This is a genomic window from Butyrivibrio hungatei, from assembly GCF_900101605.1.
In the GTDB taxonomy this organism is placed as follows: domain Bacteria; phylum Bacillota; class Clostridia; order Lachnospirales; family Lachnospiraceae; genus Butyrivibrio; species Butyrivibrio hungatei_B.
The window spans coordinates 1-23234 of record NZ_FMUR01000026.1; the positions used below are offsets into that span (position 1 = coordinate 1).

Sequence of the window (23234 nt, forward strand, 5' to 3'; positions counted from 1 at the left end):
AAAATCAATCACTTCCTGAGTAACCACCTCAGAGTCCCGATGATATGGTTTCCGTTCATCAGGATGCGTATCGCCTCTGCAATACTTTTTAACGGTCTGCCGGGATATACCCAGCTTTCTGGCAATGGACCGTATGGATTCGCCGTCGTTATAGCGGCTGCGGATTTGGTAGTAGAGATCCATTTCGACTATCATCACCTTTCTCCCTTCATGATTTTTTCATACACTAAAAATCATAAAGGACTTAACTCAAGGTGGTAAACTTTTTCACTAGCGAAATGGATGAAACTGGTCAACTTTTATAATAGCGTTTACAGCTATCCCTGATCATAACTATAAGCTCATCTATCGCCTTATCATCATATATATGAATGTTCTCATTTCTTTTACTCAACATTAAAAGCCACACTTCAGAGTCTTTAATAAATCCATTGGCATAACCCAACTTCAAAATTTCTCTGGGCGATCCGATTTCTGCACCACTGACACCATGAAGTCGCATTACTGCCTGTAATGCCTTCCACGAAAGCTCAAAAGTCAGATTAAACTGGCCAATCACTCCCATTCTATATATTTCATCATTATACGCATTACTAAAATTCGCTTTCTCCAGCACACTTAAGCAATCGACGAAATTATCATACTTTTTCATATATTACCACTCCATCTTTTCTAAGTTCTTCCTTGAGTTCTTCTGTTATTCTATCATCATATTTCACTATATCAAAAGAAAGCAGTGAGTACGCCATTTCCTGAATATCTGATAAAAAGCCGTCAAAATCACCACCCTCAACAGCAAGATCAACATCACTTTGATCATAATGTGTCCCTCTCGCTCTTGAGCCAAACAGTATTATTTTTTCAACATTGTTTTTTATGGCAAAAGACCTTATGTCCTTCATAAGTCTGCCCGGGATGTTTATATTCTGCATAGATCTTCCTCTATATCAAACATATTTCAGAGCTATATGCACGTAATCCTTAATATTATAAATAGTTTTATCCTCATTGATAATTCTAACTTTAAAATCTCCGCAATTGTCAAAAGGCATATAATATCTTAAATTCACAGAAATATCTTCTTGTCTTCCTATCTCCAAAAGCCACTTGGCACAGTCTTCACCACAGCTGGTAGCATTAAACATAAGATCAGGTTTTTTATAAATACAAATAAGTGTCTGCAGGCTGCCCGATAATCTTTCCGGCGGAATCGGGCCAAGTACATCACTCTCAATCAACTGCCCACCCTTATAATGCGATTTATCTATATCTTCCATCATCTCAGCAACAAGCGGATCTCCAAACCACTCTTCCCGAAAGTTGAATCTGAACCACGATGGTCCATGCATCGCTCCTTCTGTTTCTCCAAAATAAATATTCAACATATATATTTGTCCTCAGTAAAAAGTTTAATTAACGCCTGTATAATCTGCTTACCAACTAACTAGTATTTTGGCATTTTCACATTTACTATCAAATAGTTTTCCCAAATCCATTCCCAAAATAAATATTGGATAAATGAAAACCGAATTTGTCATCGCCTCATCTATTCCCATAACTAAAAAACACATAACTGTAATTGAAACTATAATACAAGCACTCTTTTCTCTATATTTCGAAAGAGATCTTGACATACAAAAAAAGCCATATAAAAATGCTACTAACAGAATAACTCCACCTAGAATAAGAATATTTAAAATCCAATTATGAGCATGTGAAGCCCATCTCAAATTAGAAAACTTAACAAATTCATCTCCTTGTAAGAAGCCATATCCTCCTAAAGGGCGTTCTTTAATCCGCTTGATAATGATTTTCCATAATCTATATCTTCCCATAAATGAATTCTTTTTACCCACTATATTCAATAACGAAAATACAAAATTGGGGATTTTTACAAAGAAAAGAACTGCAATAAATAATAAATAGAATATAAGCACAGTTTTTTCATTTATAATTCTATAAATACGTGGAACAAAAATACTCAAAATCAAAAAAAATGTCCATATCATTACAGTAACAACTCCATTGGCAGATTTTACCAAAAAAGCCGATATAATAGTAATTATAAGAATAAAATAATTATATACAGTAATTCTTTCATACTTGATGATTGAATTAACAAATGAAATACAAATTATGGGTAACAACAATCTTATCATCGGATTCTTGTACCCAAGAAACCAATTTTGTGTATATATCTCAGATTTATATAAACCTCCAGGGAAAGCTAAAACTGTAAGCAGATTTATATAAATATATAGATGCACTGCATTAAACGCATTTAGAAATGTAGCCAATGCAATATCACCATATACTGCAAATACCAAACATAGTGCAAATGAATAAATGTTTTCTTTAAGAAACGACATTATGTTTCCGCTATTATATAGTGTTGAAACAAATATAATACCATAGTAAGAAATCAACCAAATAATTTTAGACGTCAGCTTAAGATATATGGCAATAATCAGAAAAAAAAGCAAAATCATTACGCATATGAAATTATATATATTATCTACCACTTCTATTTCATTGAAATATGGCGGTTTAAATAGAATCAGCAATATCGCTGAAATCAATACAGGGGACTCTAAAAGATTATTCCTTTCGTCATGTATTCTTTTTAATTGCACCTTAATACACCTTTCCACATCAACATATATGTTTTTCATTTAATATTCTTCTAGTAAAGAAAGCAATAGACAATACAAATATATAAATAATAAACCCCAAAAATATCTTGCTAAAAAGCCAAAGTATTGATGCTTTATTTTTTATATTCACAATAACAGTAAACATAACTATACCAGATAAAAGATAAGGTATTGTATCAATCAGATGCTTGCTCAAATTCGTTTCTTTATACACCACCCTCGCTTGCAATAAACAAACAATTATTTCTGTAGCTAACGTTCCAATTGCTGCTCCTAACGATCCCATTCTCGGAATCAATAACATATTAACAATCAAATTTATCAACGCACCTAAAAAAAGAGAAACAACATAAACAGAATCTCTTTTCCTAGGAAGGAGATACTGTGTCCTAAGTACATTTGCAAATGCTACAAAAATACAACTCGGAAGAATTATATAAAAAATACTAATACACTTTTCAAAACCTTTACCATAGAACAATGGTACAAACTCTTTTGCCACTGCCATTATTCCAAAACATATAGAAGTTGTAACAAACACGGCAAATTCAATAGACTTCATAAACAAACTATCAACTTCATCTTTTCGCGCCTTATCTACAATCATGTTAGACATTCTTGGTAGCATTATTGTTCCTAATGCCGTTATTAAAGCCAATGGAACTTGAATTACTCCCTCACAGCTATGATAATACCCCAGCTCCACATCTGTTGATAACTTTCCAAGCATTATCTTATCCATAGTTTTGTATATGCTAATTGCAATTGTTGGAAGAAAAAGAAGAAGATTCGGTCGAATATGTGAAATTATTTCTTTCTTTGATACTCTTACAAAACCAACATATTTCATTGCTTTTGGCAAAGTTATAACCTGGCATAGTGTCACTCCCAAAGCATAAATCAAAGCATATTTCCATATATCTTCTGCATTTTTTACAAAAATCATAATTCCTGCAGCTGTTATCACCTTTACTATGGCATCTCTAATAGAAGCTAATTTGAATTTTTCTAATCCATATAAAAGCCAATCCAATTCAATAATGGCCGATAAAACCATCAATGAAAACACCCATGCCAGCCTTCTATCTTTCGCAACCAGTAAACAATATAAAAAATATATACTTAAAACCAATAATCCCATAAATAATTGAAATGAGTAAATAGCCCAAAAATTATTCGATAACGCTTTCTTATCATCCTTAACCATAGCAATTGTTCTATTTCCATAATTAAGCAATCCCAGCTTAATAAAAATGCAAAAATAATTTGAAACAGAATAATAAAATGCAAATCTCCCCATTCCTCTTGCATGAAGAACTCTTGTTAAATAAGGTGTAGTGATAATTGGTACCAAAATATTAGCAATCTGATAAATGACATTATATAAATAATTCATTCTAATCGTAGACTTATTATTCATTTTCTACCAAAACCTTTACAATAAAATCAATTAGTTCTAATCCCCATTTCTTTGTATATATTCAAAATGTTTTTGGTACAAACCCGTTGATTAAACTTTTTCTCAGCCATAAGCCTTAACTCATCTCTGTTTTCATAATGATTATCCATACACTTTCCCATTTTATCAGCCAAGCAAATAAAATCCCCAAAATCATAATACATAGCATTATCACCTATTATTTCTTTAGTTCCGCCATAATTTGTCGCAATTACTTGCATTTCCGCATACATATACTCCACTGTAACTCTTCCAAACGCTTCACATTTTGATGACATTATGCCAACATCCATTCCACAAAGAAAATCACTAATATCTTCCACATATCCAGTAAAAGTAACATACTCACCTAAATCATTTGAAAATACATACTCCATTAACTTATTGACATATCTATCTTTTCCTTCGCCAACTATATACAAATGGAATCCATCCCTTTTGCTTTTTATCAGTTCAACTACCGCTTTTAAAACCTGATATTGCCCCTTTTGTTCTGTAATCCGGCCTATCACGCAAAAATTGCACCCCAAATGTTTCTTCCGTTTTACAGAAAAATTCTTCACTCCGTTATATACAACTGATATATCCAAAACTGGATACTTTTTCTTATAGCTTGCCCTTAAATATTCAGAGATAGCAATGATTCTATTTGCGCTTGAATACAATTCACCAATTTTTTTACTTGGCACCATATATTTCAAATTATAATCTTCTTCCCCAAACTCCCTTAAATGCCATACGCATGGAATTTTCATTCTTTTTGAAATAACAACCCCTAAATCCGCAACACTTGAATTACTATGAATTACATCTGGTGATATTTTTTTTACATAACAACAGCTTAATTCTATACAAATAGGATTCCATATCACTCTTAGTAGCTTTTTAAGAGTAATAAATCTCTGACCTTGCCAGTAAATATATGGAATACACTTAACATGTATTCCTTTTTTCCGAGCTACATCTACAACTTTTCCTTTTTGAGGACATATAATATAAACATCAATGTCATACTGCTCAATAAACATTTCAGCCAAGCCCAACATCGAAAGATTAGCTCCATATAAGTCCGAATAATGTGTAATAAATACTATTTTCATTTTTTTGCCTACTAATGTATATTTTTTATCTTTTGAATCCAATAGTTGATTCCAAAAAAACATTTATAAAACAATCTATTATCTTTAATCACACATATAAAAAAATATCTAACCCATCTTCTTATTCTTTTTTTTCTAGAAATTCCAAGTTTTTTATGTATCTTTTCTCGTTCAATAGCTAATGCAATATTATTTTTTTGTGATACTCCATCTGTGCTAAAATAAGCAACATCTACATCTACATATTTAAAAATTCTATTATCAAGATACATCCTGAAAAATTGATCAAAATCAGCCAAGCGCTTATATTCTTCATTAAATCCATATTTTTTTATAATACTTTTTCTTACAAAAGCGGCCTGATGACATATAGGAAACTTATAATATATAGCCGAAACAGGTGCACCTTTCCTAATAACTTTTTTACCATCAGAACAAAGTATTATATTGCCATAAACACAATCAGTTTCATCATATATATGTTTTTCTGCAAATATCCTTTGGAACACAACTCCATCACACAATCTATCATCCGCATTTAAAAAATATAACCATTGTCCACTAGCAAGTTCACTTCCTTTATTCATTGCATCATATATTCCACTATCAGGTCCAGACACATGTTTTAATCTAACTCCCTTTAAATCAAATTGTCTTTTGTACTCATCAATAATAATATTTGTTTTATCATTACACTCTCCAACAATACATATGTACTCAATATTTCTATATGTTTGGCTAAGCACTGAATCTATTGTTGCCCGAATTGTCTTTTCTGCATTTTTGGCAACAGTAATAACACTTATAAGTTCATCATTCATAAAAACGCCTTTAATATATTTTTTGAAACACACCACATTCTGCACTGTGTTTACCCAATGTCAAATCTCAAAATTTTTTATTCTTTATTAACCAGAGTCCCGGTACCCATATTCTTTTCTTTAAAGAGCTTTGAACATTACAGATTGACCAGCAATTCAACTTACAATTCCTACATCTATTGTTAATTTCCTCAGCTTCACTGCTAGCTAAAATTGCATCCCACGTCTGCTCTTTAATATTTCCCATCACCCATGCCACGGGCGTCATATTACATGGCAAAACATTCCCGTTACACTCAATTGTAAACGAGCTTATCCCCGCATCACACTTTACCGACATTGGTTTCCCATCAATATAGTCTATACTTTTATCATTAAAAAAAGCTCTTGCCCAATCCTTCTTCCTTTTAGACTTAATTTGCATACACACGAGCTTTTTTAATTCATCTTTTAATCTATCTCTATCTTTTATAGCATTATCATCTTTACTAAAATAAAATGAGTTATGTATAATTCCTACTCCAAAATCCACACCTTTATTCAATGCGAACTTATACATTTCTATAAGTTCATCAACATTATTTTCCTGTAATGTAAAACTAATTCCCAAATCCACAATGCCAAGTTTCTTAAGTGCATCCAAGCTATCTATTGCTCTGTCATAAATATCTATTCGTCTTATAGAATTATGTACTTCTTTTCTTCCATCGACTGATATTCGAATTGCTAAAGAAGGATACTTTTTACAAAGATCCACAATCCTATCTGTAAAAAAACCATTCGTATTTATCATTAACCTTTTAGTTTTTCTTGAAAGGATTCCTACAATATCTTCCAAATCCGTACGCATAAACGGCTCACCACCTGTAATCTGGATGAATCTAGACGCCGGTATTTTCTCTATATCTTCCAGAGTAATTTCATTTTTTACACATGATGGATTTTTATATGAACTACACATTATGCATTTAGCATTACATCTATGAGTAACAACTAATGTAATGTCATAATTTTTATATTTCTTACTCATATACTTTCTCACATTTTTCACACATTTTATTTATCGAATACTTATTCTTAATTAATTGATTTGCTTCTTTGCCATAGTAATCACTATCCAATAATAAGCTACATGCATTCTCAGCATCATCGAAAACAGTCCCTGTCTCTCCATCTTTTATAAGCTCATTATTTCCTTCCACATCAGAAACAACACACTTCTTTCCCATGTACATAGCTTCCATAAGCGCTATAGGGAGACCTTCCCACAAGCTGGTAGACAGATAGCAATCGTAGTTCTTCGCTCTCTTTATAACATCTCTCCTGCTTAACAGCCCCGTCACCTCGATGTTTGTACTTGTAAGAAGGTTTTTATCCTCACCTTCTCCAATCCACACAAACTTGTAATCAGGCAGATTAGAAGCAATTTCATTAAACAGCTTGGGATTCTTTTGAGGTCCTATTCTGCCAGCCGTATAAACAGTATACTTATGTTCTTTTTCTTCTTTTAATTCTTCCTCAGCCAGTGCTTTATCCACAAATTCTGTATCCAATCCGTTTTCTATCAATACAGCTTTTGTGGAAATCTTTTTTGCAACTTCATATTCATACTTTCCACAAGCTATAATTCCATCGCACATCTTGGCCAGCGTCTTTTCCATTGTTTTTAAGATAAAACGCTTAATGTTATTTTGATCTTTTCTCAAAAAGCAGAATCCATGCGGTGTATAGTATTTAGTCACTTTACATCCAAGTAGTCCGACTCTTGCGTCAATGCCTGCTTTCGTTGAATGGATATGTATTATATCCGGCTTCTCATCCTTTACACATCGTCTAATCTCTTTTATCGCTGATAGATCATCTTTTAATGAAATCTTGAGCTTTAATGATGGCAAATAGATAAGCTTCACTCTCGAATCAAAAATCTCATTTAAATTCTTAGGAACATCATCCCTATCACCATAAATAACAACGAATCTGTACTTGTCACACAATCCGTTGCAAATACCTGATATCACCGGAAGCACTCCGCCTGAAAGAACTTCCGTTACATGTAGTATTGTCTTCATCTGTATCCTCAATACATTCAAAAAACTACTCTTATTGCTTTCCTATATTTTCTCTCCATTTTTCAACCTGATTCCTATCCTGTATCTGCTCAGCCGGAGGAATCGTTCTGTATTCATCGGTTCCTTCGTCGCAGTAATTACATGCAAGAAAACCTTTGCGTTGATTTAATTCATAAATCTGTTTTCGCAATTCGTTTTTATCCGATGCGCAGGTAAAGTCAACATAGTCTTTTGGTGGATTCGGAATTCCAAGAAGTGTTCCAAATGATGCTCTTGGACAAAAATATAATTTTCCATTCTGAAAACTTCGACATATTCCCGCACATCTTTTCAACTGAGTTTTTATATCCGCTGCAACCTTGCCTCTGAAATGCAAATCACCGGCGCTAAACCAGTTCTTATCCGCCATACTTCGAATTACACATTTTATCCCACGCTCCATGCATGCTTTCTGTAATTCATTTTTCTTATACGAAATATCTCCGTAATCACTAATCTGAACTGTCAATCTGGAATTTCTCAAAGTATCCAATACTTTATCTGATGGAACCAACGTTCCGTTTGTGACAACATCAACAGTCTTTACCTTATTACACGCCAATGCCTTACTGATTATTTTGTCCAACTCTTTATATACAAAAGGCTCTCCACCCAGTATTCGAAATATTTGAATCGTATCAACACATTCAAACAGTCTGTCCATATATGTAAGCAACTTATCAACTTCGTAGTCTTTTGGATGTTCAAAATATGGCATCATAAAACTACAATCTTTACATTTAAGTGTGCATCTTTGAGTAACAGGAATTTCCACATGATATAAATAAACTTGATTAAAGATTTTATATTCAACGCGGCAAAACAAGCGATATAAAGGAAAAAAGCTTGCTTTTAGCTTCTCTCTGTTTATACCTATCTTTTTCCCTTTTTCCGCAACAAAAAAAATAGCTTCCTGAAAAACTTTTTTCATCTCCCCAAACCCATACAATCAGCATTAACTGCATATTTTTTCACTGTTATTATAACCTATATATAGTATTTTGTCATAGAAAAAGACGCAGATTTTGTACCCATTCTTACACCAATCTGCGCCCTTGATATTTCTTTTTTCATACTACAAAAAATCTTAAGATTTTTCGACGGTATTTCTTAAGATTTATCTGATATCATAAGAGAAGTCGGCAGTCTTTCAACGACAATTCCAAGCCGATGACATGGCAAATCTGCCAATTCTATTTTTTCTATGAAAGGAAATTTCTAAATGTCTAAATCAAAAGACAACTCTCAAAAACTCACCTACGAAACTGCGACAGGCGAAATCGAATTTACGCTTATGAGCGACATGATGTTCCATTACGTCATGCAGCAATCCGAAAAAGCATTAACAGGTCTTGTTTGTGCCCTAAAAGGAATATCCCCCGATCATGTAAAGAACATCCTCGTTGAAAATCCAATCGACCTTAACAGCGCAGGTAAAGAAACAATCATGGATATAAAGCTCACTCTCAACAACAATGAGATTCTCAATATCGAGCTCCAGGTATATCCCGATAAATATTGGATCTCACGCTCAATAATCTACCTGTGCCGGGCATACGACAACATCGGTAGCGGCGACAATTATTCCCTCGTAAAGCCTACTACTTTATTCTGCATCACCGATCAGGAACTCATCCCCAATGCAGAAGCAGAGTTCTATGCAAAATACCGCCTTATCAATATCAAAAATCACCATCTGTATACTGATAAATTCGGCATAAATATGCTACAATTAAACCACACAGACCTTGCAACACAAGAAGATGTCCGTAATAATCTTGTGTACTGGGCGGATCTTTTTAGAGCAACCACTTGGGAAGAATTTAAAAATCTTGCCAAGAATCATCCTGATATCGAGGAGGTGGGAAATTTGATCTTCGAACTTAATTATGACAATCAGGCTAAAGAGCTTCTTGAAGGCCAGCGCCGTTACAGAGAACAAATGAATTCTCAGTATACAGCCGGCTATACTGATGCAGAAGAAAAATATGAAACTGAGATTGTAAAATTACAATCAGAACTTAAAACATTACAAGCAGAGCTTGAAAAATACAAAAACGCAAACAGATGATATTCCGGGCTGAATTGTTCCTTTCAATTCAGTCCTTTTCATTAAAAAAAGCGCAGCTTTAGTACCTACTCATGTACCAAATCCGCGCCCTTAATATTTCTTTTCCCCATCACTCTTCCGTAAACTCGAACAACTCCTCAACGGTAGTGCCAAATACCTTGGCAATGTCCATCGCAAGCTTAAGTGACGGGTTATATTTACCGTTCTCAAGATGGACGATTGTTTCGCGTCTTGCACCAACCATCTCTACGAGCTCACTTTGCTTGTAACCTGCTTTTTCGCGATATTCTTTTACCTTAGCGATAAGTGCCATAGGCTTACTCTCCTTTTATAAACCTAAGCAAGAAGTCCATTATCCCAATAATCGTGAAACCACGCTCGTCGCGTGTCTCCTTTATCGGTTTGTTGACCACAATGACTTTCTGAATTTGATCGTTGAGCAAGATATACGGTCTTATCTCTCTTTCCTTGGTCGTTTCATTGGAAATATCCGCTGTCACCTGGATGTAATATGAGCGGATGCCCTTTGTTGCATAGAAATCCACTTCATTGTTCTTTCTAACGGATTTCCCAGCTTTATTCTTTTCAACTGTATCGAAGGTACCGACATTTACAGAATATCCATTATAGCGTAGCTCATTATATACGATGTTTTCCAACATCTGACCTTCATCGGGAAATGCAAAATTTAATCTGGCATTTCTAAGCCCTGTATCTGCAAAGTAATACTTTCTCAGTGCTCCGATTTCTTTTCTTCCCTTAATGTCAAACCTACGAGCCTCTCTAAGAATAAAGGCATCTATAAAGTAACCTATGTAGTTCTCAATTGTAGACTTGTCTATTTTCGATTTCCGAACACTTAGAAATGTATTTGCTATTTTTTCGGAATTAAGCAGCTCACCGGTCAAAGAACTTATGATATTGCAGAGTTCTTCAAGTTCCTCTCCTCTCTTTAATCTGTTTCTTTCAAGAATATCTCTAAAATATGTTGTCTCAAATAATCCCTTCAGATACTCTTTTTTATCATCATCCTTTTTCAAAACAGCAAGCGGCATGCCGCCATACTGCATGTATTCGTACAGCGCTTCTGTTTCATATCCTCCCACATAGGCATAGAATTCCTCAAATGAAAGTGGTGCCAGATTGATGTTCGTCGCCTTATCTCTAAACTCAGTCACTATGTCCGAAGAAAGCATTTTTGAGTTGGAGCCGGTCACATAAAGATCAATATTTTTTTCGCGAGACAACCCCAAAACCACATCCACGAACGATACCGTATCTGTGTCTTTCTTTTTGGCAGGAACATGCTTGCCATCGGTCAGATTCGGGTTCTTTATCGTATATACTTTCTGGATCTCATCCACAAATACAAAATGCATTTCTGAATCTGTGCAGATTCCCCGAACATATTCGCCAAGCTTTATCGGATCTCTGTACTCTATGTTCCTATCGTCATCAAGCTCAATAACATGAATATGAGAATAGTCAACGCCCTCATCAAGCAAATAGCCTTTATAAATTTCTTTCAGTAAAAAAGATTTTCCGCATCGTCTGATTCCGGTAATAACCTTGGGAAAACCATTTTCTCTTGCTTCAAGTAATTGATTTAAATATTTATCTCTTTTTATCATTTTATTCTCCAAAAGTGTAGAATTCTACATTTTTTCTTGTTAAATTTTAACATGCGATTACATTTTAATCAACAAAAGTGTAGAATTCTACATTTTTTCTCAATAAAAAGAGACGCAGATTTTGTACCTATTCAATCTGCGCCCTTAAACATCTCTATTCTCTTTTACCTTATCAGAATCCTTCCATCCTGCGCTTCTTCCTGAGGATGATCCTCTTCTCTGCGCCTTCCCACTCGGCCCTTTCGTTTGCTGTTCTGATATTCAGACCGTAAGGGACAATTGCGGGTGTGTCGTCATCGTCGATGCACACTTCGGTGAGATATGCCCTGTTAAGGACGTGTCTCATGCCGTTTCGCCTGTCTTCTACATAGGTGTCAACTCGTATCTCCATCGAAGTCCTGCCGACATATGTTATCTTGCCGATGATGACGATTATATCATCGAGCTTTGCGCCCTGTTTGAACTGCATGTTGTCGACAGCCGCCGTAATAACCGGATTTCCGGAATGCCTTATCGCTACCGTACGCGCAACTTCATCTATCCACGACATCAATTTGCCGCCAAAAAGCCTTTTTTCGCTATTAATATCACTGTACTCAACTACCTTGGTCCACTCTGTGACCGAATCTTCTACATTCTTCTTATCTATCTGATGATCTACATGAAAAACTTTACCCATACGCCCTTTCCTCCTAGATTTTTTGTTACTATTAATTTTACCTCAAAAGCCCCGTCGTTTCTATCATATTTTGACACGCACACACTGTCGCTGATAAGATAGTTTACAGAATTCAATTTGATTCAGAAGGGAAAAGAGATGTCACAACCCAAGATCAGTGTAATCATACCGGTTTACAACACCGCAAAATATTTGGATGAATGCCTTGAAAGCGTACTTTCACAGACTTTCACGGAGTTTGAAGCAATACTTGTCGACGACGGCTCCACAGACGGCATAAGTCCCGCAAAGTGTGACGAATATGCTTCAAAAGACGATCGTGTCATCGCAGTCCACAAAGCCAACGGCGGTCTCATATCCGCCTGGACTGAAGGGGTTAAAAGAGCCCGCGCAGACTATCTTTGTTTCATCGACAGTGACGACTGGATTGATACCGATATGTTTGAGAAACTCTATGCCCTCACCGATCCTTCTTTTTCCGACAGCGAGATAATCTCAGGAAACTATATTGTTGAGAAAAATAATGAGAGAAGAAAAGAAACTCAGGGGCTTGCACCCGGCGTATACACAGGAGACTCCCTTGATAAGATAAAAGAGAACCTTCTTGGAAACGAAGTTCGTCCCGTTACCATGTCAAGATGCATGAAGCTCACATCCAGAAAGCTTCTTCTTGATAACATCAAGTATTGCAACACCTCGATTGTAATGGCCGAAGACGTAAATATAATGCTTCCCACCATCTGCGACGCCAAAAGGCTTGTTATAGCAAAAGACAGCTATTTTTATCACTACAGACTTATCAGCGATTCAATGGCACACGGCCACAGCCAAAAGCTCTTGTCAAACCTTGAGCTCAACGACAAGACTTTCAAGGAAATCCTTAGGGATAAAAAAATATCTACCGCCGAAATACAGGTAAACCGTGAATTTGTAATAATGCTCTTTGTTGCCATGAAGATTGAGCTTCGCCACAGAGCTCCAAATGTAACGGAAAGAGTACGCGCCATTTTCCTGCGGGATGATATACGCAAAAAAATAATGTCCACACATGTAGACATTTCTTCAAAAGCAAACAAACTCTTATATTTTTGCATGAAGCACCCGATTTTCCCTGTAGTTCAGGCTACGCGCTTTATACTTCTATCCTATGACAAAAGAACCAACTAAACTCGCCAAGTGTCCTGCAGAACAAAGAGTTGCAAAGCAACTCTTTGCGCGCCGATGCGCGCAAGCTTTAGCTTGCATAATACTTCTGCGCATCGGTCGCATCCATAGCGGAGCGTTTTTTGTTTGATAGGAAGCTATCAAACAAAAAAGCTGCCACTTTAGTACCAAATACTATTAGTGACAGCTTTGATTTTTATTATTCTTTTTTGTCCGAAAATCTCAGTATGCTCCGTCCTGCCCGAACACCGCAGGAAAGGTTCTGATGATGAGCTCTATATCTTTCTTTATACTCATGTCCTGAATATACTTAAGATCGAGTTCTACCCATTGCTCCCATTTTATCTTGGCTCTTCCGCATACCTGCCAGTAACAGGTAAGTCCCGGCTTAACGACAAGCCTCTGCTTCTCATATGCATTGCAAGCTTCCATCTGCTCATAGAGAATAGGTCTCGGCCCCACAACACTCATATCGCCCTTTATGATATTAAAGAGCTGAGGAAGTTCATCGATTGAATATCTTCTGATAAACTTGCCAACATGAGTAATCCTCGGATCGTCCTTAATCTTAAAAGCATGTCCCGTCTGCTCGTTCTGTTCCTGCATCTTCTCGAACAGATCCTCAGCATTTTTGTACATACTTCTAAATTTATAAATCTTAAAGCTCTGCATATCTTTACCGGCTCTCTGCTGGGTAAAGAAAATAGGGCCTCCGTCTTCAACAAAAATAGCAATCGCAGTTATGAGAAAAACCGGAGACAATAAAACCAGCGCTACGAATGCAGCAACCACATCAAAAGCTCTTTTGACCCACTTGTAGATATTGGCCTTGTGATCGTAAATCTCCCAATAATTCAGCTCAATAATCTTCCTGCCTCTGATATTTACGACTCTGTCAGCCGTAACCACATTCGTTCTCGCCATATCGTCCCCTCTCGTGACTATGTTTATAAGGAACAATTACCATCAGTATATGTACCCAATTGATGTATCGGCATTTAGGCATAATTATTTTAGAGAAAATTTGAGTATTTTTTAAATAATTTTAGCACAGTGATCGTTGTTACCTTTATCATCAATAAGTTTATTATAAACTAAATAAATCACATTGTCACAAGAAAGCGCAGAAATATCTGCTATTTTATAAAAGTTTAATCATATTTTTTTGCAAATATACAGAAGATGCGTAGAACTTCCAAGTAATTCTCTTTTCTCCGAAAATGCAAGATACCACTTTTTAAGCGACTCAAAGTCTTCATCCGAAATCTCAAATTCAGGATTCATCTCCATAGAAAGAATAAATCCGTCAACGCCTGTTGTCGTGATATGTTCAGTTTTCTTCCCGGTAAAAAGACCTTCAAACTCCGTGACGTCATAGCCTGTAAACATCTGCTCTTTGAAATGCCTTATCTTGTAGTCTTCCGTGAAGTTCTCTTTTTCTCCGTTCTTCCAGTTGCCGTCCAGATGGTTTGCGTACATAAATGCAAAGACTGAAATAAAAGCAAACATTATAGTTCCGCCGGGCTTAGTAACTCTTATCGCCTCATCTATAGCTTTATCCACATCCTCCCTGTCATACAGATGATACATAGGTCCCAGTACCAGCGTCACATCAAAGCTGTCACCTTCAAGCCCCGTAAGCTTAGTCGCATCGCCCAGCATTGGATGAATATTTGTGATTCCCTCGCTGTTTTTCTTTAATATCTCAATGTTCTTCTCAACAAGATCTACAGCGGTTACGTCAAATCCTTCCTTTGCAAGAGCTATTGAATATCTTCCCGTTGCCGCGCCGACTTCAAGAATCTTAAAATTCTTATCTTTATCCGCGAATTTATGGATGTAGTGCATTGTTGTCGCATACTCAAGCTGTCCGTGCCTTGATTTATCAAGTCTGCCATCCTCATCCGTCTGATCGTAATAATCACATACAATTTTTTCCCTGCTGTCAGACTCGCTTATCGCATTTATCCTTATATAATACTCCTTATCATCCTCATGGTGGATATAAGCGCCATTGTTAAGCTGAACCTGTAAGCTTGCGGGATTGTCTTTGTTTACAGAAAGATAAGCCTCATGAATTCCGATTTCTCTAGCCTTTCCAAGTGTCATTTTAAGTCCTGCGGTAGCATATCCGTGTCCCCTGTACTTCCTGGATATTCCATAGCCGATGTGCCCGGGACCGTTTCTTAGAAAGTCATTTAAGTAATGCCTTAAATTAAATACACCGACATACTCCCCGTCAACCGAAAGTACAAAAGATGTATCAGGTACAAATCCCTCAGGAAGCCCTTTTCCCATTGACCAATTTCTTTTCATCTCGATCCACTCTAAGAACTTGTCATAATCATAACCGTAAACGCTGTTGATAAAGCCGTTCTCGTCCTCATCAAAAGTCATATACAGCTCATACGTTTTCCTGTAATCCGAATCCTGCACTCTTATTAGTTCCATGAATTTCTCCTCTCAAATTTTAATATGACGTTCCGCTCTCGCTTTCGCTCGCCGGAACTAAGTAGTACACTACGGTTCGAAAAAATAACCTAGTGATTACTTAAAAAGAGCCCCATCAAACATCTATCGTTTGATGAGGCTCTCAATATCCCTGCAATTTTAGTTTTTTCAGATATGGCATATCCGAATGTCCTCATCAAATATAACACTAATAGTCCCCTGATTATTATTCACGGGATTTGGATTGGCATTAGTATTATTATTGATGAGCATAAATTCTCTCATATCCATGTCTTCTTTCTGAAAATTATTAGTTCCGATTATAATTGTCGAACATTTATGTGTCAACAAAAAACTTCGATCTCATAAAAATTTCTAATTCGCTTTTTTCTCAAAATAGACCGTACTATTCCCTTAAAGTCAGCATTTATCGGAGCTCCGGCTTAGATTATATTTATCTCATAACAAATCAATCACGTACATCCGCTAAACAAAATCAATTAAAAAAGCGATGTACCTGCGACTGAGCAATCTCAGTCAGAATGGAGGAGAACTATGACAGCTATTATTGGCGCTTCTGTTACAGCTTTGGTTGTAATACTTATTTTTGCAATGGGTTATGTGAAGGCTCCTCCGGATCAGGCATTTATCATTTCCGGTCTTCGCAAAGAACCCAGAATCCTTATAGGAAGAGCCGGGGTTAAGATTCCTTTTTTTGAAAGAGTCGATAAACTCTACCTCGGACAGATGACCGTAGATATAAAAACTGAACAATCCGTTCCTACAAACGACTTTATCAACGTTGACGTGGACGCTGTTGCAAAGGTTCGTATCGCAACAGACAGGATCATCAACATCGGTACTGAGGACTCACCTGTAAAGGTAAAAGGAATCCTTCTTGCTTCAAAGAACTTCCTTAACAAGGCTCCCGCGCAGATCGCACAGGAACTTAAAGATTCCCTTCAGGGTAACATGCGTGAGATCATCGGTACTCTCGATCTTCGCACGATCAACACCGACAGAGATTCATTCTCAGATCAGGTTATGCTCAAAGCTTCAAAGGACATGGATAAGCTCGGTATCGAGATCATATCCTGCAACATCCAGAACGTAACCGATGAGAACGGCCTTATCAGAGATCTCGGTGCCGACAATACCGCACGCATCAAGAAGGACGCTGCTATCGCAAAGGCACAGGCCGACAGAGACGTGGCAATCGCTCAGGCTGAAGCAGACAGAGCATCCAACGATGCGAAAGTTGCCGCTCAGACCGAGATTGCGCAGAAGAACAACGAACTTGACATTAAAAAAGCCGCTCTTAAGAAGCAGGCCGATACAGCACAGGCTGAAGCCGATGCCGCATATGAGATTCAGAATCAGGAACAGCAAAAGACAATCCAGGCAGCAACAGTTAATGCTGAGATTGCCAAGGTTGAGCGCGAAGCTGAACTTAAGCAGAAAGAAGTTCTTGTAAAACAGCAGGAACTTGCCGCTGAGATTGAGAAAAAAGCTGATGCCGACAAGTATCGTGCAGAGAAAGACGCTGAAGCTAAGCTCATCCAGAGACAGCGCGAAGCTGAAGCCCGTAAGTACGAACAGGAAAAAGAAGCTGAGGCTCAGAAAGCAAAAGCTGAAGCAATGAAGTATGCTGCCGAGCAGGAAGCTGCAGGTATCAAAGCCAAGTACGACGCAGAAGCCGCAGGTATCGCCGCAAAAGGTAGAGCCGAAGCCGAAAGCATCAAAGCTCAAGGTCTTGCCGAAGCCGAAGCAATGGAGAAAAAAGCCGAAGCATACAAGAAGTACAACGGAGCTGCTATGGCTGAAATGATGATCAAGATAATGCCTCAGATGGCTGCTGAGATTGCTAAGCCTCTTTCACAGATTGACAAGATCAACATCTACGGAACAGGCGACGGATCAAACGGCGCAAGCCAGATTTCCGGCAACATGCCCATCGTAATGAAGCAGGTATTTGATACAATGTCAGAAGCAACAGGCGTTGATTTCTCAGAGATCATGAAAGCCGGCACATATGATGCCAAAGTCAACAAGAACGTAAACATCACCGGACTTAACGATGTCGAAATTAAGGCAACACCTAAGAAAGACACCGATAAGTAATATATAACCGATAGGAATTTTCCTATCAGAAAAAATGGGCAGGTTATGTCATATACATAATCTGCCCATAAATCTATATGTTCTATTTTCTTAAAAATCAATCTACCATGAGAGTTTTCATTACACTCAGAGATTTCGTTGCTTTTTATTGTTGTTGATTGAGTTTCTTGGTGTTTATATCTGCTAAGCTTCTTTTATACACCTCCATGTATCCAGAAGCTTTTCAATGCTCCAAGCTGCATTTGCAGGGCTCGTCGAGGGCAGGCACACGGCTTTTCTGTTTATACTTTTCTCAATATACTTCTTATAGTATTTCTCAGCGGTTTTCCCATTGACATAAATAGCCTTGATCTGCGCATTATCAAGGATGGTCGAAAGATCATTTGGCCGAACATTTTTTATTGTTGAATCAGATGATCCTTCGATATCGCACCCGGCTATCACATCCCAAACTGCTATATGATTCCTTAGCAAAAGGGCTTTCTTTTCCTCTATTGTCTTGGGTTCCTCCTCTTCAAACACTCTTGAAACAACTTTCCAAAATCGATTCTGCTTGTGCCCGTAAAAGAATCCTTCTTCTCTTGATTTAACAGACGGAAAGCTCCCCAGAATAAGAATTGTTGAATGCTTGTCATATATTGGTGCAATCGGATGCATCACCATAATTTATGATTCCTCTTTTCTATCCATAAAGGATATACTCACTTTTTTATAAATTCTTTTATAGAATCTATGAGATCTACTTTATTGAAATCAGAAGTATAAATATGGTTGTGACAAAGCACAGAATTGAATGATATATTCATTCTTTATACCTTCCATATTTATATCGTTAAAATTATAAAAATAATTAGAAATAATTTAAAACAAAATATAAAAAAAGCCGCAAATACAGATATTAACTCAATCCTCCTTTTGTACCAAATTTCTACCCCTTTCGCGTTATGAATGATGCGCATATTTAACCAAAAAGCTTATCTGCTACTTTCTCAAGCTCTTTTCGTTCCTGTGAATTGTCGTATCCACTTTCTTTATCATCTATTCCTTTAACAATATCCATAGAAAAAAGTCCATCGTGATTACAGTAAAAGTAAATTTTCCTCACACCACGGATTTTGAACCTGGCTTCCGCCTTTCCTTCAGGATAAAGCTTAACCAGCTGAATTTCATCTATTCCCGTTGCTGCAACGAAAGAAATAAAATGTTCTTTGGTCATAGAGTGATCAATTCTCACATAATACTCATCATCAGAGCGTTCAATAAATATCATATGATGCTCATCCGATGGTTCATCTGACAAAGGATAAAGCTGTATCCCATGGCATCCGATAACACACTCTCCCATGCTGTGGATCACATTTCCACAAATCGGACAGACATAGAATTTGGAACGCATCATATTTGCTGACACATTGGCATTGTGTATTGGATTTCCTGATATAAGTTCTGTGACCGAGATTCTGAAAGCAATGGCAATTGGCTCAAGTAAAGTAATATCCGGATAACCTTTGCCGGTCTCCCACTTTGAAATGGTTTTATCTGTGACACCAAGTTTTTCCGCAAGCTGTAATTGTGTCATCATATTTTTTTCGCGCAGTGCCTTAATAACAGCTCCTGTAACATATTGGTTCATATTTTTCTCACCTCCATGCTCAGATTGTAAATCAGAAAGCTGACTTTTTGCACCTACGGAAAGTAGACTTTAAAATGCATCCCAGCCTCAGTCTTTTTCATAATTACAAATTCATAATAATCCAGTCAATATTAGTTGTCTTTATCTTGATTATTTTCAGATATAAAGACACCTATTTTCACATATGTACAACTTTTGCTAGATGGACTTAAATATACCAACATTCTTTTTTACCAGATCAAGCCTTGTCTCTCCGGGCTTCTGTCCAGCACCGGCTGTCACCACAATAACATAAGCATCAGAGAATTAAAACTAGGAAAAGACATTTCAAAGCACATATGCAAAAACAAAGTATTGACATACCATATATACCGTAGTAATATACTACGACACACATAGTATGACAGATATAGTAAAGGAATGGAGAAAAAATCATGAATATATTAAAAATGATAGGTAAAGTTCTTGCAATGCTTCTTGGAGTCGTGATTGTTCTTTTATCGCTCACATCTATTTACTACAGGTTTAAAGTTCATAACATAATGAACCAGTTGAAAAAAAACGGATATTGTAATTTGGTATCCGCAGGAGACTATAAACTAAACACATTAAAAGTTGGAAACGAAAACGGTAAGCACAAAATAGTATGCTGTTCGGGATTGTATGACGGTACCATGAATTTTTCCTGGAGAAAAATGACAAAAAGTATCGAAGAGGATAACCAGCTTATCTTTATAGACAGAGCCGGCTATGGATTCAGTGAGGACACAAAAACTGATCGTACCGTAGAACAGATCGTGGAAGATTATAGAACGGTTCTCAAAAATATGGGAGAAGAAGGTCCTTATATTTTGCTTGCCCACTCAATCAGTGGACTTTATGTCTCTTATTGGCAGAACAAATATCCAGATGAGATTGAAAGTGTAATAATTATGGACGGAACGCTTTACATTGACGAAGAAAGAGAAAACTATTCAAATAATCGATCACGCATATTTTATGCAGCAGAAAAAGTAGGTCTTCAATCCATAATAATGAAAAATGTTTATGGAGCCCTTGCTGATATTGATAATATGACCGGTAAAGAACTTGATATGAATGTCTATATGTTTTCAAAAACAACCGGCACTCATGCAATTATGTCTGAATCAAATTTAATATACCAAAATGCAAAAAATGTTATAGATAATTTGAAACCAAACGATATTCCAAAAATATATATTGATGCTTCAAATGCCTTCGATGAAAACCCTGAAAAAAAAGAAAAAAAATGGATTCCATATGAAGAAAAAATTGGAAATTGTGAGCTTGTTCCTTTATATGGTAAACATGCAATATACATGGATCGTACAGAAGAATGCGCAAAAATCATAAAAGACCATATTGATAGTCTAAAATAACTCAAAAAAATAAGTGTCTTCAGAATATATGTACCCTCTTTACCAGTTCATCCATTAAAGAGGGTATATATATCACTGGACTAATCATATCCTGATGCATCTCAAGCCTTCATTATGCCACCATGAAAAAAGCATTCATAAACTCTTATATTATTACAATAGATTTCCTCATCCCCTTGAAACCAACGAATATCTCCGGTTACATTACACTCGTATGTGTACTCGCCGGATTGATAATACTCCAGTCCTCTGTAAGACATTTTTTTATCCACCTTCCGAAGGCAGTCTAAAGTCAATCAACTTATTTAAATCATTATCTTCCTCATCCTCAAAACTTATCATGCACTCCTGATCTCGAACAAGATAATCTACTGTAACATTGAATAAATTACTAATCTGAATGAGATTACTTATATCAGGATACACCTGACCTGACTCCCATTTCGCAACAGCTTGTCTTGAAACATCCAGTTTTTCAGCAAGTTCCTCCTGCGTCATACCTTTGCTCTTATTTTATTATAACAACAAAAAAAGAAGCATCTCTGCTTCTCTCTAATGCCGGCGACCGGGATCGAACTTCCGTTCATCTCGTAAAGCCACAAAGAAAGGAGCTTCGCCGCCACGCCATTTTTAATGGAACTCTTTATGGAACTCTTTCTAATTGGTAGTGTTATGCAGAAAAAATGAATAATCAACCCTATTATTTTATCCAAATGAAAAAGAGACCCTGTGTAATTCAGAATCTCTTTTGACTAACTATTTTATTAAAATAGCTTGGTAATATAAAGGCAACTATATTATTTAGTTATGCAAGACTATCAAATATAGGCTTGTCTTCCAAATAGTCCGGTAAATCTCTCAATTCTTTAATTTCTTTTTGAGCATTTTTTACAGCACTATTATAAATTGCATAAAATTCATCCTTTTTCTTCAATTCCGCAGGAGTCATCTGGTATCCCCATCCGACACTGTTTCCAACCATTAGTTTCACTCCGCCTCTTTCAATAACTGCTCCGTATCCACCTGTTGTCAGAATTGGACATGTAAGCGTAGCTCCACCTGCAAGTGAAAAACTTTTATCTGACAAATTTTGAGATTTGTCCGCATGCTCTAAAAAATAGAGTAATGACATTTCCCCAGCTCCATGCTTTATTCCTTTTGTATTTTTGCTCTGAGATTTAATAGCCTTCTCTGCTTGCTGATATAATCCCTTCCTATCAGGAGAAACTTCCGATACATAATCTGCTTGAAGCTTTATAACTGCTTGATTTAACTGTTCTGTTTCTTTTCCGTTATTAGCATGGGCTACTCTATTTGCAAGATCTTTTATTTCAGATACCAACTGTTCCTTTGTTTTTTTGCATCTTCCTGCTGATGGAATATATGTCCAATTTGGAGTCCCATTACTCATTGTTATAGCCGTTTTATTATTAGAATTTCCAACTCCTAATAGTGAACTACTTCGCATATTTATCTCTCCCCCAACCGGATATAGTTCTTGTTCTTGTAGCGGTATCAGAACCATTTAATGACCTTGGCAATTTAGCTCTAACACTCAGTGTATCAACTATAATAGTTCCATCTGTTTGCTCATATTCATAACTTCCAATGTTTTTACCACTCAATGACCAAAATAATTTCAGCCGGAATTGAACTCCAATCCCGGTTTCTGTTTATTGTTTTACGTTAGACCAGAAACAATCAAGCAGATATGGAAGATTAGCATTAAGCATCCTGACATGACTTGAATAACTATAAATGACTCCCGGCTGATCAAGACCTTCGGAATGAGCAACGCAAACAAAACCGTCCCCTTCATAACCTATATACGTATGAACTGCTTTTGTTTTACCAGCTTCATTCTTCGTAACTATATTCACGAGTGTAAGACCATCTCCTATATCATATAGATCGACTTTACGCTCTGAAGGTTTATATTTAT

26 protein-coding genes and 1 pseudogene are annotated in these 23234 nt (G+C 36.5%); 4 read left to right on the forward strand and 23 right to left on the reverse strand.

What is annotated here, in order from left to right; genetic code table 11:
• The 11 genes from BLP87_RS15195 to BLP87_RS15245 form a co-directional block, all read right to left on the reverse strand.
• A partial coding sequence (locus BLP87_RS15195) for a helix-turn-helix domain-containing protein (RefSeq protein WP_143002165.1) occupies positions 1–195 on the reverse strand: 195 nt, incomplete at its 3' end.
• 97 nt (positions 196–292) lie between these two features.
• A complete protein-coding gene (locus tag BLP87_RS15200; RefSeq protein WP_074463432.1) occupies positions 293–652 on the reverse strand; it encodes an HI0074 family nucleotidyltransferase substrate-binding subunit in 360 nt (119 codons plus the stop codon).
• A complete protein-coding gene (locus BLP87_RS15205; RefSeq protein ID WP_074463433.1) occupies positions 639–932 on the reverse strand; it encodes a nucleotidyltransferase family protein in 294 nt (97 codons plus the stop codon). The genes BLP87_RS15200 and BLP87_RS15205 overlap by 14 nt, the downstream gene beginning before the upstream one ends.
• Before the next feature lie 15 nt (positions 933–947).
• Positions 948–1385, reverse strand: coding sequence for a DUF4869 domain-containing protein (locus tag BLP87_RS15210; RefSeq protein WP_074463434.1), 438 nt, complete (start codon positions 1383–1385; stop codon positions 948–950).
• 48 nt (positions 1386–1433) lie between these two features.
• Positions 1434–2672, reverse strand: a complete 1239-nt coding sequence (locus tag BLP87_RS15215; protein WP_074463435.1) for an O-antigen ligase family protein — start codon at positions 2670–2672, stop codon at positions 1434–1436.
• Positions 2653–4074: a flippase gene (locus BLP87_RS15220; protein ID WP_074463436.1), complete on the reverse strand. Its 1422-nt coding sequence runs from the start codon at positions 4072–4074 to the stop codon at positions 2653–2655. Before BLP87_RS15220 ends, BLP87_RS15215 begins: the two co-directional genes overlap by 20 nt.
• 26 nt (positions 4075–4100) lie before the next feature.
• Positions 4101–5255, reverse strand: a complete 1155-nt coding sequence (locus BLP87_RS15225; protein ID WP_074463437.1) for a glycosyltransferase family 4 protein — start codon at positions 5253–5255, stop codon at positions 4101–4103.
• Positions 5225–6034, reverse strand: coding sequence for a glycosyltransferase family 2 protein (locus tag BLP87_RS15230; protein ID WP_074463438.1), 810 nt, complete (start codon positions 6032–6034; stop codon positions 5225–5227). Before BLP87_RS15230 ends, BLP87_RS15225 begins: the two co-directional genes overlap by 31 nt.
• A 67-nt stretch (positions 6035–6101) precedes the next feature.
• Positions 6102–7064: a radical SAM/SPASM domain-containing protein gene (locus BLP87_RS15235; RefSeq protein WP_074463439.1), complete on the reverse strand. Its 963-nt coding sequence runs from the start codon at positions 7062–7064 to the stop codon at positions 6102–6104.
• Complete coding sequence (locus BLP87_RS15240) at positions 7057–8103, reverse strand: glycosyltransferase (protein ID WP_074463440.1); 1047 nt, start codon at positions 8101–8103, stop codon at positions 7057–7059. The genes BLP87_RS15235 and BLP87_RS15240 overlap by 8 nt, the downstream gene beginning before the upstream one ends.
• A 31-nt stretch (positions 8104–8134) precedes the next feature.
• Positions 8135–9073 (reverse strand): radical SAM family protein, encoded by a 939-nt coding sequence (locus tag BLP87_RS15245; protein WP_074463441.1) that lies wholly within the window; start codon positions 9071–9073, stop codon positions 8135–8137.
• Positions 9074–9364: 291 nt separating this feature from the next.
• On the opposite strand from BLP87_RS15245, the gene BLP87_RS15250 reads away from it, so the two are divergent.
• Positions 9365–10213, forward strand: a complete 849-nt coding sequence (locus BLP87_RS15250; protein WP_074463442.1) for an Rpn family recombination-promoting nuclease/putative transposase — start codon at positions 9365–9367, stop codon at positions 10211–10213.
• 109 nt (positions 10214–10322) lie between these two features.
• Here BLP87_RS15250 and BLP87_RS15255 read toward each other — a convergent pair whose 3' ends face one another.
• The 3 genes from BLP87_RS15255 to BLP87_RS15265 all read right to left on the reverse strand — a co-directional run bounded on the left by BLP87_RS15255 (position 10323) and on the right by BLP87_RS15265 (position 12523).
• Positions 10323–10526 (reverse strand): helix-turn-helix transcriptional regulator, encoded by a 204-nt coding sequence (locus BLP87_RS15255; protein ID WP_074463443.1) that lies wholly within the window; start codon positions 10524–10526, stop codon positions 10323–10325.
• Positions 10527–10530: 4 nt separating this feature from the next.
• Positions 10531–11844, reverse strand: coding sequence for an ATP-binding protein (locus BLP87_RS15260; RefSeq protein ID WP_074463444.1), 1314 nt, complete (start codon positions 11842–11844; stop codon positions 10531–10533).
• Positions 11845–12016: 172 nt separating this feature from the next.
• On the reverse strand, positions 12017–12523 hold the full coding sequence (locus tag BLP87_RS15265) for an acyl-CoA thioesterase (protein ID WP_035780829.1): 507 nt from the start codon (positions 12521–12523) through the stop codon (positions 12017–12019).
• Between the two features lie 138 nt (positions 12524–12661).
• On the opposite strand from BLP87_RS15265, the gene BLP87_RS15270 reads away from it, so the two are divergent.
• Positions 12662–13690 (forward strand): glycosyltransferase family 2 protein, encoded by a 1029-nt coding sequence (locus BLP87_RS15270; RefSeq protein ID WP_074463445.1) that lies wholly within the window; start codon positions 12662–12664, stop codon positions 13688–13690.
• 219 nt (positions 13691–13909) lie between these two features.
• Here BLP87_RS15270 and BLP87_RS15275 read toward each other — a convergent pair whose 3' ends face one another.
• Positions 13910–14611 (reverse strand): sugar transferase, encoded by a 702-nt coding sequence (locus BLP87_RS15275; RefSeq protein WP_074463446.1) that lies wholly within the window; start codon positions 14609–14611, stop codon positions 13910–13912.
• A 231-nt stretch (positions 14612–14842) separates the two neighbouring features.
• The gene (locus BLP87_RS15280; protein WP_083334650.1) at positions 14843–16138 is read right to left on the reverse strand and encodes a GNAT family N-acetyltransferase; all 1296 of its coding nucleotides are present in this window, start codon (positions 16136–16138) and stop codon (positions 14843–14845) included.
• A 555-nt stretch (positions 16139–16693) separates the two neighbouring features.
• On the opposite strand from BLP87_RS15280, the gene BLP87_RS15285 reads away from it, so the two are divergent.
• Positions 16694–18259, forward strand: coding sequence for a flotillin family protein (locus BLP87_RS15285; protein WP_074463447.1), 1566 nt, complete (start codon positions 16694–16696; stop codon positions 18257–18259).
• 183 nt (positions 18260–18442) lie between these two features.
• On the opposite strand, the gene BLP87_RS15290 is transcribed toward BLP87_RS15285, so the two are convergent.
• From BLP87_RS15290 to BLP87_RS15300, 3 genes and pseudogenes are all read right to left on the reverse strand, one after another.
• The gene (locus BLP87_RS15290; protein ID WP_074463448.1) at positions 18443–18922 is read right to left on the reverse strand and encodes a DNA-deoxyinosine glycosylase; all 480 of its coding nucleotides are present in this window, start codon (positions 18920–18922) and stop codon (positions 18443–18445) included.
• A gap of 298 nt (positions 18923–19220) precedes the next feature.
• Complete coding sequence (locus BLP87_RS15295) at positions 19221–19892, reverse strand: helix-turn-helix domain-containing protein (protein WP_074463449.1); 672 nt, start codon at positions 19890–19892, stop codon at positions 19221–19223.
• Between the two features lie 201 nt (positions 19893–20093).
• Positions 20094–20192, reverse strand: a pseudogene (locus BLP87_RS15300) (lactate/malate family dehydrogenase); the annotation flags it as partial.
• Between the two features lie 134 nt (positions 20193–20326).
• Here BLP87_RS15300 and BLP87_RS15305 point away from each other — a divergent pair.
• On the forward strand, positions 20327–21292 hold the full coding sequence (locus BLP87_RS15305) for an alpha/beta fold hydrolase (protein ID WP_074463450.1): 966 nt from the start codon (positions 20327–20329) through the stop codon (positions 21290–21292).
• Between the two features lie 101 nt (positions 21293–21393).
• Here the strand turns inward: BLP87_RS15305 and BLP87_RS16500 are convergent, their stop codons facing one another.
• The 4 genes from BLP87_RS16500 to BLP87_RS15320 all read right to left on the reverse strand — a co-directional run.
• Positions 21394–21552 carry a DUF5680 domain-containing protein gene (locus BLP87_RS16500; RefSeq protein ID WP_330390097.1) on the reverse strand — a complete coding sequence of 53 codons (159 nt, stop codon included), beginning with the start codon at positions 21550–21552 and terminating at the stop codon, positions 21394–21396.
• Between the two features lie 4 nt (positions 21553–21556).
• The gene (locus tag BLP87_RS16505) at positions 21557–21790 is read right to left on the reverse strand and encodes a helix-turn-helix domain-containing protein (RefSeq protein WP_074463451.1); all 234 of its coding nucleotides are present in this window, start codon (positions 21788–21790) and stop codon (positions 21557–21559) included.
• A 307-nt stretch (positions 21791–22097) separates the two neighbouring features.
• Positions 22098–22760, reverse strand: coding sequence for a hypothetical protein (locus tag BLP87_RS15315; protein WP_026667416.1), 663 nt, complete (start codon positions 22758–22760; stop codon positions 22098–22100).
• A gap of 205 nt (positions 22761–22965) precedes the next feature.
• Positions 22966–23234: hypothetical protein (locus BLP87_RS15320; protein WP_242871870.1), on the reverse strand; the 269-nt coding region annotated here is incomplete at its 5' end.

What these genes read in the sequence shown, in the direction of transcription:
- BLP87_RS15200 (WP_074463432.1), bottom strand. Translation starts at nt 652, where the DNA reads ATGAAAAAGTATGATAATTTCGTCGATTGCTTAAGTGTGCTGGAGAAA.
- BLP87_RS15205 (WP_074463433.1), bottom strand. Translation starts at nt 932, where the DNA reads ATGCAGAATATAAACATCCCGGGCAGACTTATGAAGGACATAAGGTCT.
- BLP87_RS15210 (WP_074463434.1), bottom strand. Translation starts at nt 1,385, where the DNA reads ATGTTGAATATTTATTTTGGAGAAACAGAAGGAGCGATGCATGGACCA.
- BLP87_RS15215 (WP_074463435.1), bottom strand. Translation starts at nt 2,672, where the DNA reads ATGAAAAACATATATGTTGATGTGGAAAGGTGTATTAAGGTGCAATTA.
- BLP87_RS15220 (WP_074463436.1), bottom strand. Translation starts at nt 4,074, where the DNA reads ATGAATAATAAGTCTACGATTAGAATGAATTATTTATATAATGTCATT.
- BLP87_RS15230 (WP_074463438.1), bottom strand. Translation starts at nt 6,034, where the DNA reads ATGAATGATGAACTTATAAGTGTTATTACTGTTGCCAAAAATGCAGAA.
- BLP87_RS15235 (WP_074463439.1), bottom strand. Translation starts at nt 7,064, where the DNA reads ATGAGTAAGAAATATAAAAATTATGACATTACATTAGTTGTTACTCAT.
- BLP87_RS15240 (WP_074463440.1), bottom strand. Translation starts at nt 8,103, where the DNA reads ATGAAGACAATACTACATGTAACGGAAGTTCTTTCAGGCGGAGTGCTT.
- BLP87_RS15245 (WP_074463441.1), bottom strand. Translation starts at nt 9,073, where the DNA reads ATGAAAAAAGTTTTTCAGGAAGCTATTTTTTTTGTTGCGGAAAAAGGG.
- BLP87_RS15250 (WP_074463442.1), top strand. Translation starts at nt 9,365, where the DNA reads ATGTCTAAATCAAAAGACAACTCTCAAAAACTCACCTACGAAACTGCG.
- BLP87_RS15255 (WP_074463443.1), bottom strand. Translation starts at nt 10,526, where the DNA reads ATGGCACTTATCGCTAAGGTAAAAGAATATCGCGAAAAAGCAGGTTAC.
- BLP87_RS15260 (WP_074463444.1), bottom strand. Translation starts at nt 11,844, where the DNA reads ATGATAAAAAGAGATAAATATTTAAATCAATTACTTGAAGCAAGAGAA.
- BLP87_RS15265 (WP_035780829.1), bottom strand. Translation starts at nt 12,523, where the DNA reads ATGGGTAAAGTTTTTCATGTAGATCATCAGATAGATAAGAAGAATGTA.
- BLP87_RS15270 (WP_074463445.1), top strand. Translation starts at nt 12,662, where the DNA reads ATGTCACAACCCAAGATCAGTGTAATCATACCGGTTTACAACACCGCA.
- BLP87_RS15275 (WP_074463446.1), bottom strand. Translation starts at nt 14,611, where the DNA reads ATGGCGAGAACGAATGTGGTTACGGCTGACAGAGTCGTAAATATCAGA.
- BLP87_RS15280 (WP_083334650.1), bottom strand. Translation starts at nt 16,138, where the DNA reads ATGGAACTAATAAGAGTGCAGGATTCGGATTACAGGAAAACGTATGAG.
- BLP87_RS15285 (WP_074463447.1), top strand. Translation starts at nt 16,694, where the DNA reads ATGACAGCTATTATTGGCGCTTCTGTTACAGCTTTGGTTGTAATACTT.
- BLP87_RS15290 (WP_074463448.1), bottom strand. Translation starts at nt 18,922, where the DNA reads ATGGTGATGCATCCGATTGCACCAATATATGACAAGCATTCAACAATT.
- BLP87_RS15295 (WP_074463449.1), bottom strand. Translation starts at nt 19,892, where the DNA reads ATGAACCAATATGTTACAGGAGCTGTTATTAAGGCACTGCGCGAAAAA.
- BLP87_RS15305 (WP_074463450.1), top strand. Translation starts at nt 20,327, where the DNA reads ATGAATATATTAAAAATGATAGGTAAAGTTCTTGCAATGCTTCTTGGA.
- BLP87_RS16500 (WP_330390097.1), bottom strand. Translation starts at nt 21,552, where the DNA reads ATGTCTTACAGAGGACTGGAGTATTATCAATCCGGCGAGTACACATAC.
- BLP87_RS16505 (WP_074463451.1), bottom strand. Translation starts at nt 21,790, where the DNA reads ATGACGCAGGAGGAACTTGCTGAAAAACTGGATGTTTCAAGACAAGCT.
- BLP87_RS15315 (WP_026667416.1), bottom strand. Translation starts at nt 22,760, where the DNA reads ATGCGAAGTAGTTCACTATTAGGAGTTGGAAATTCTAATAATAAAACG.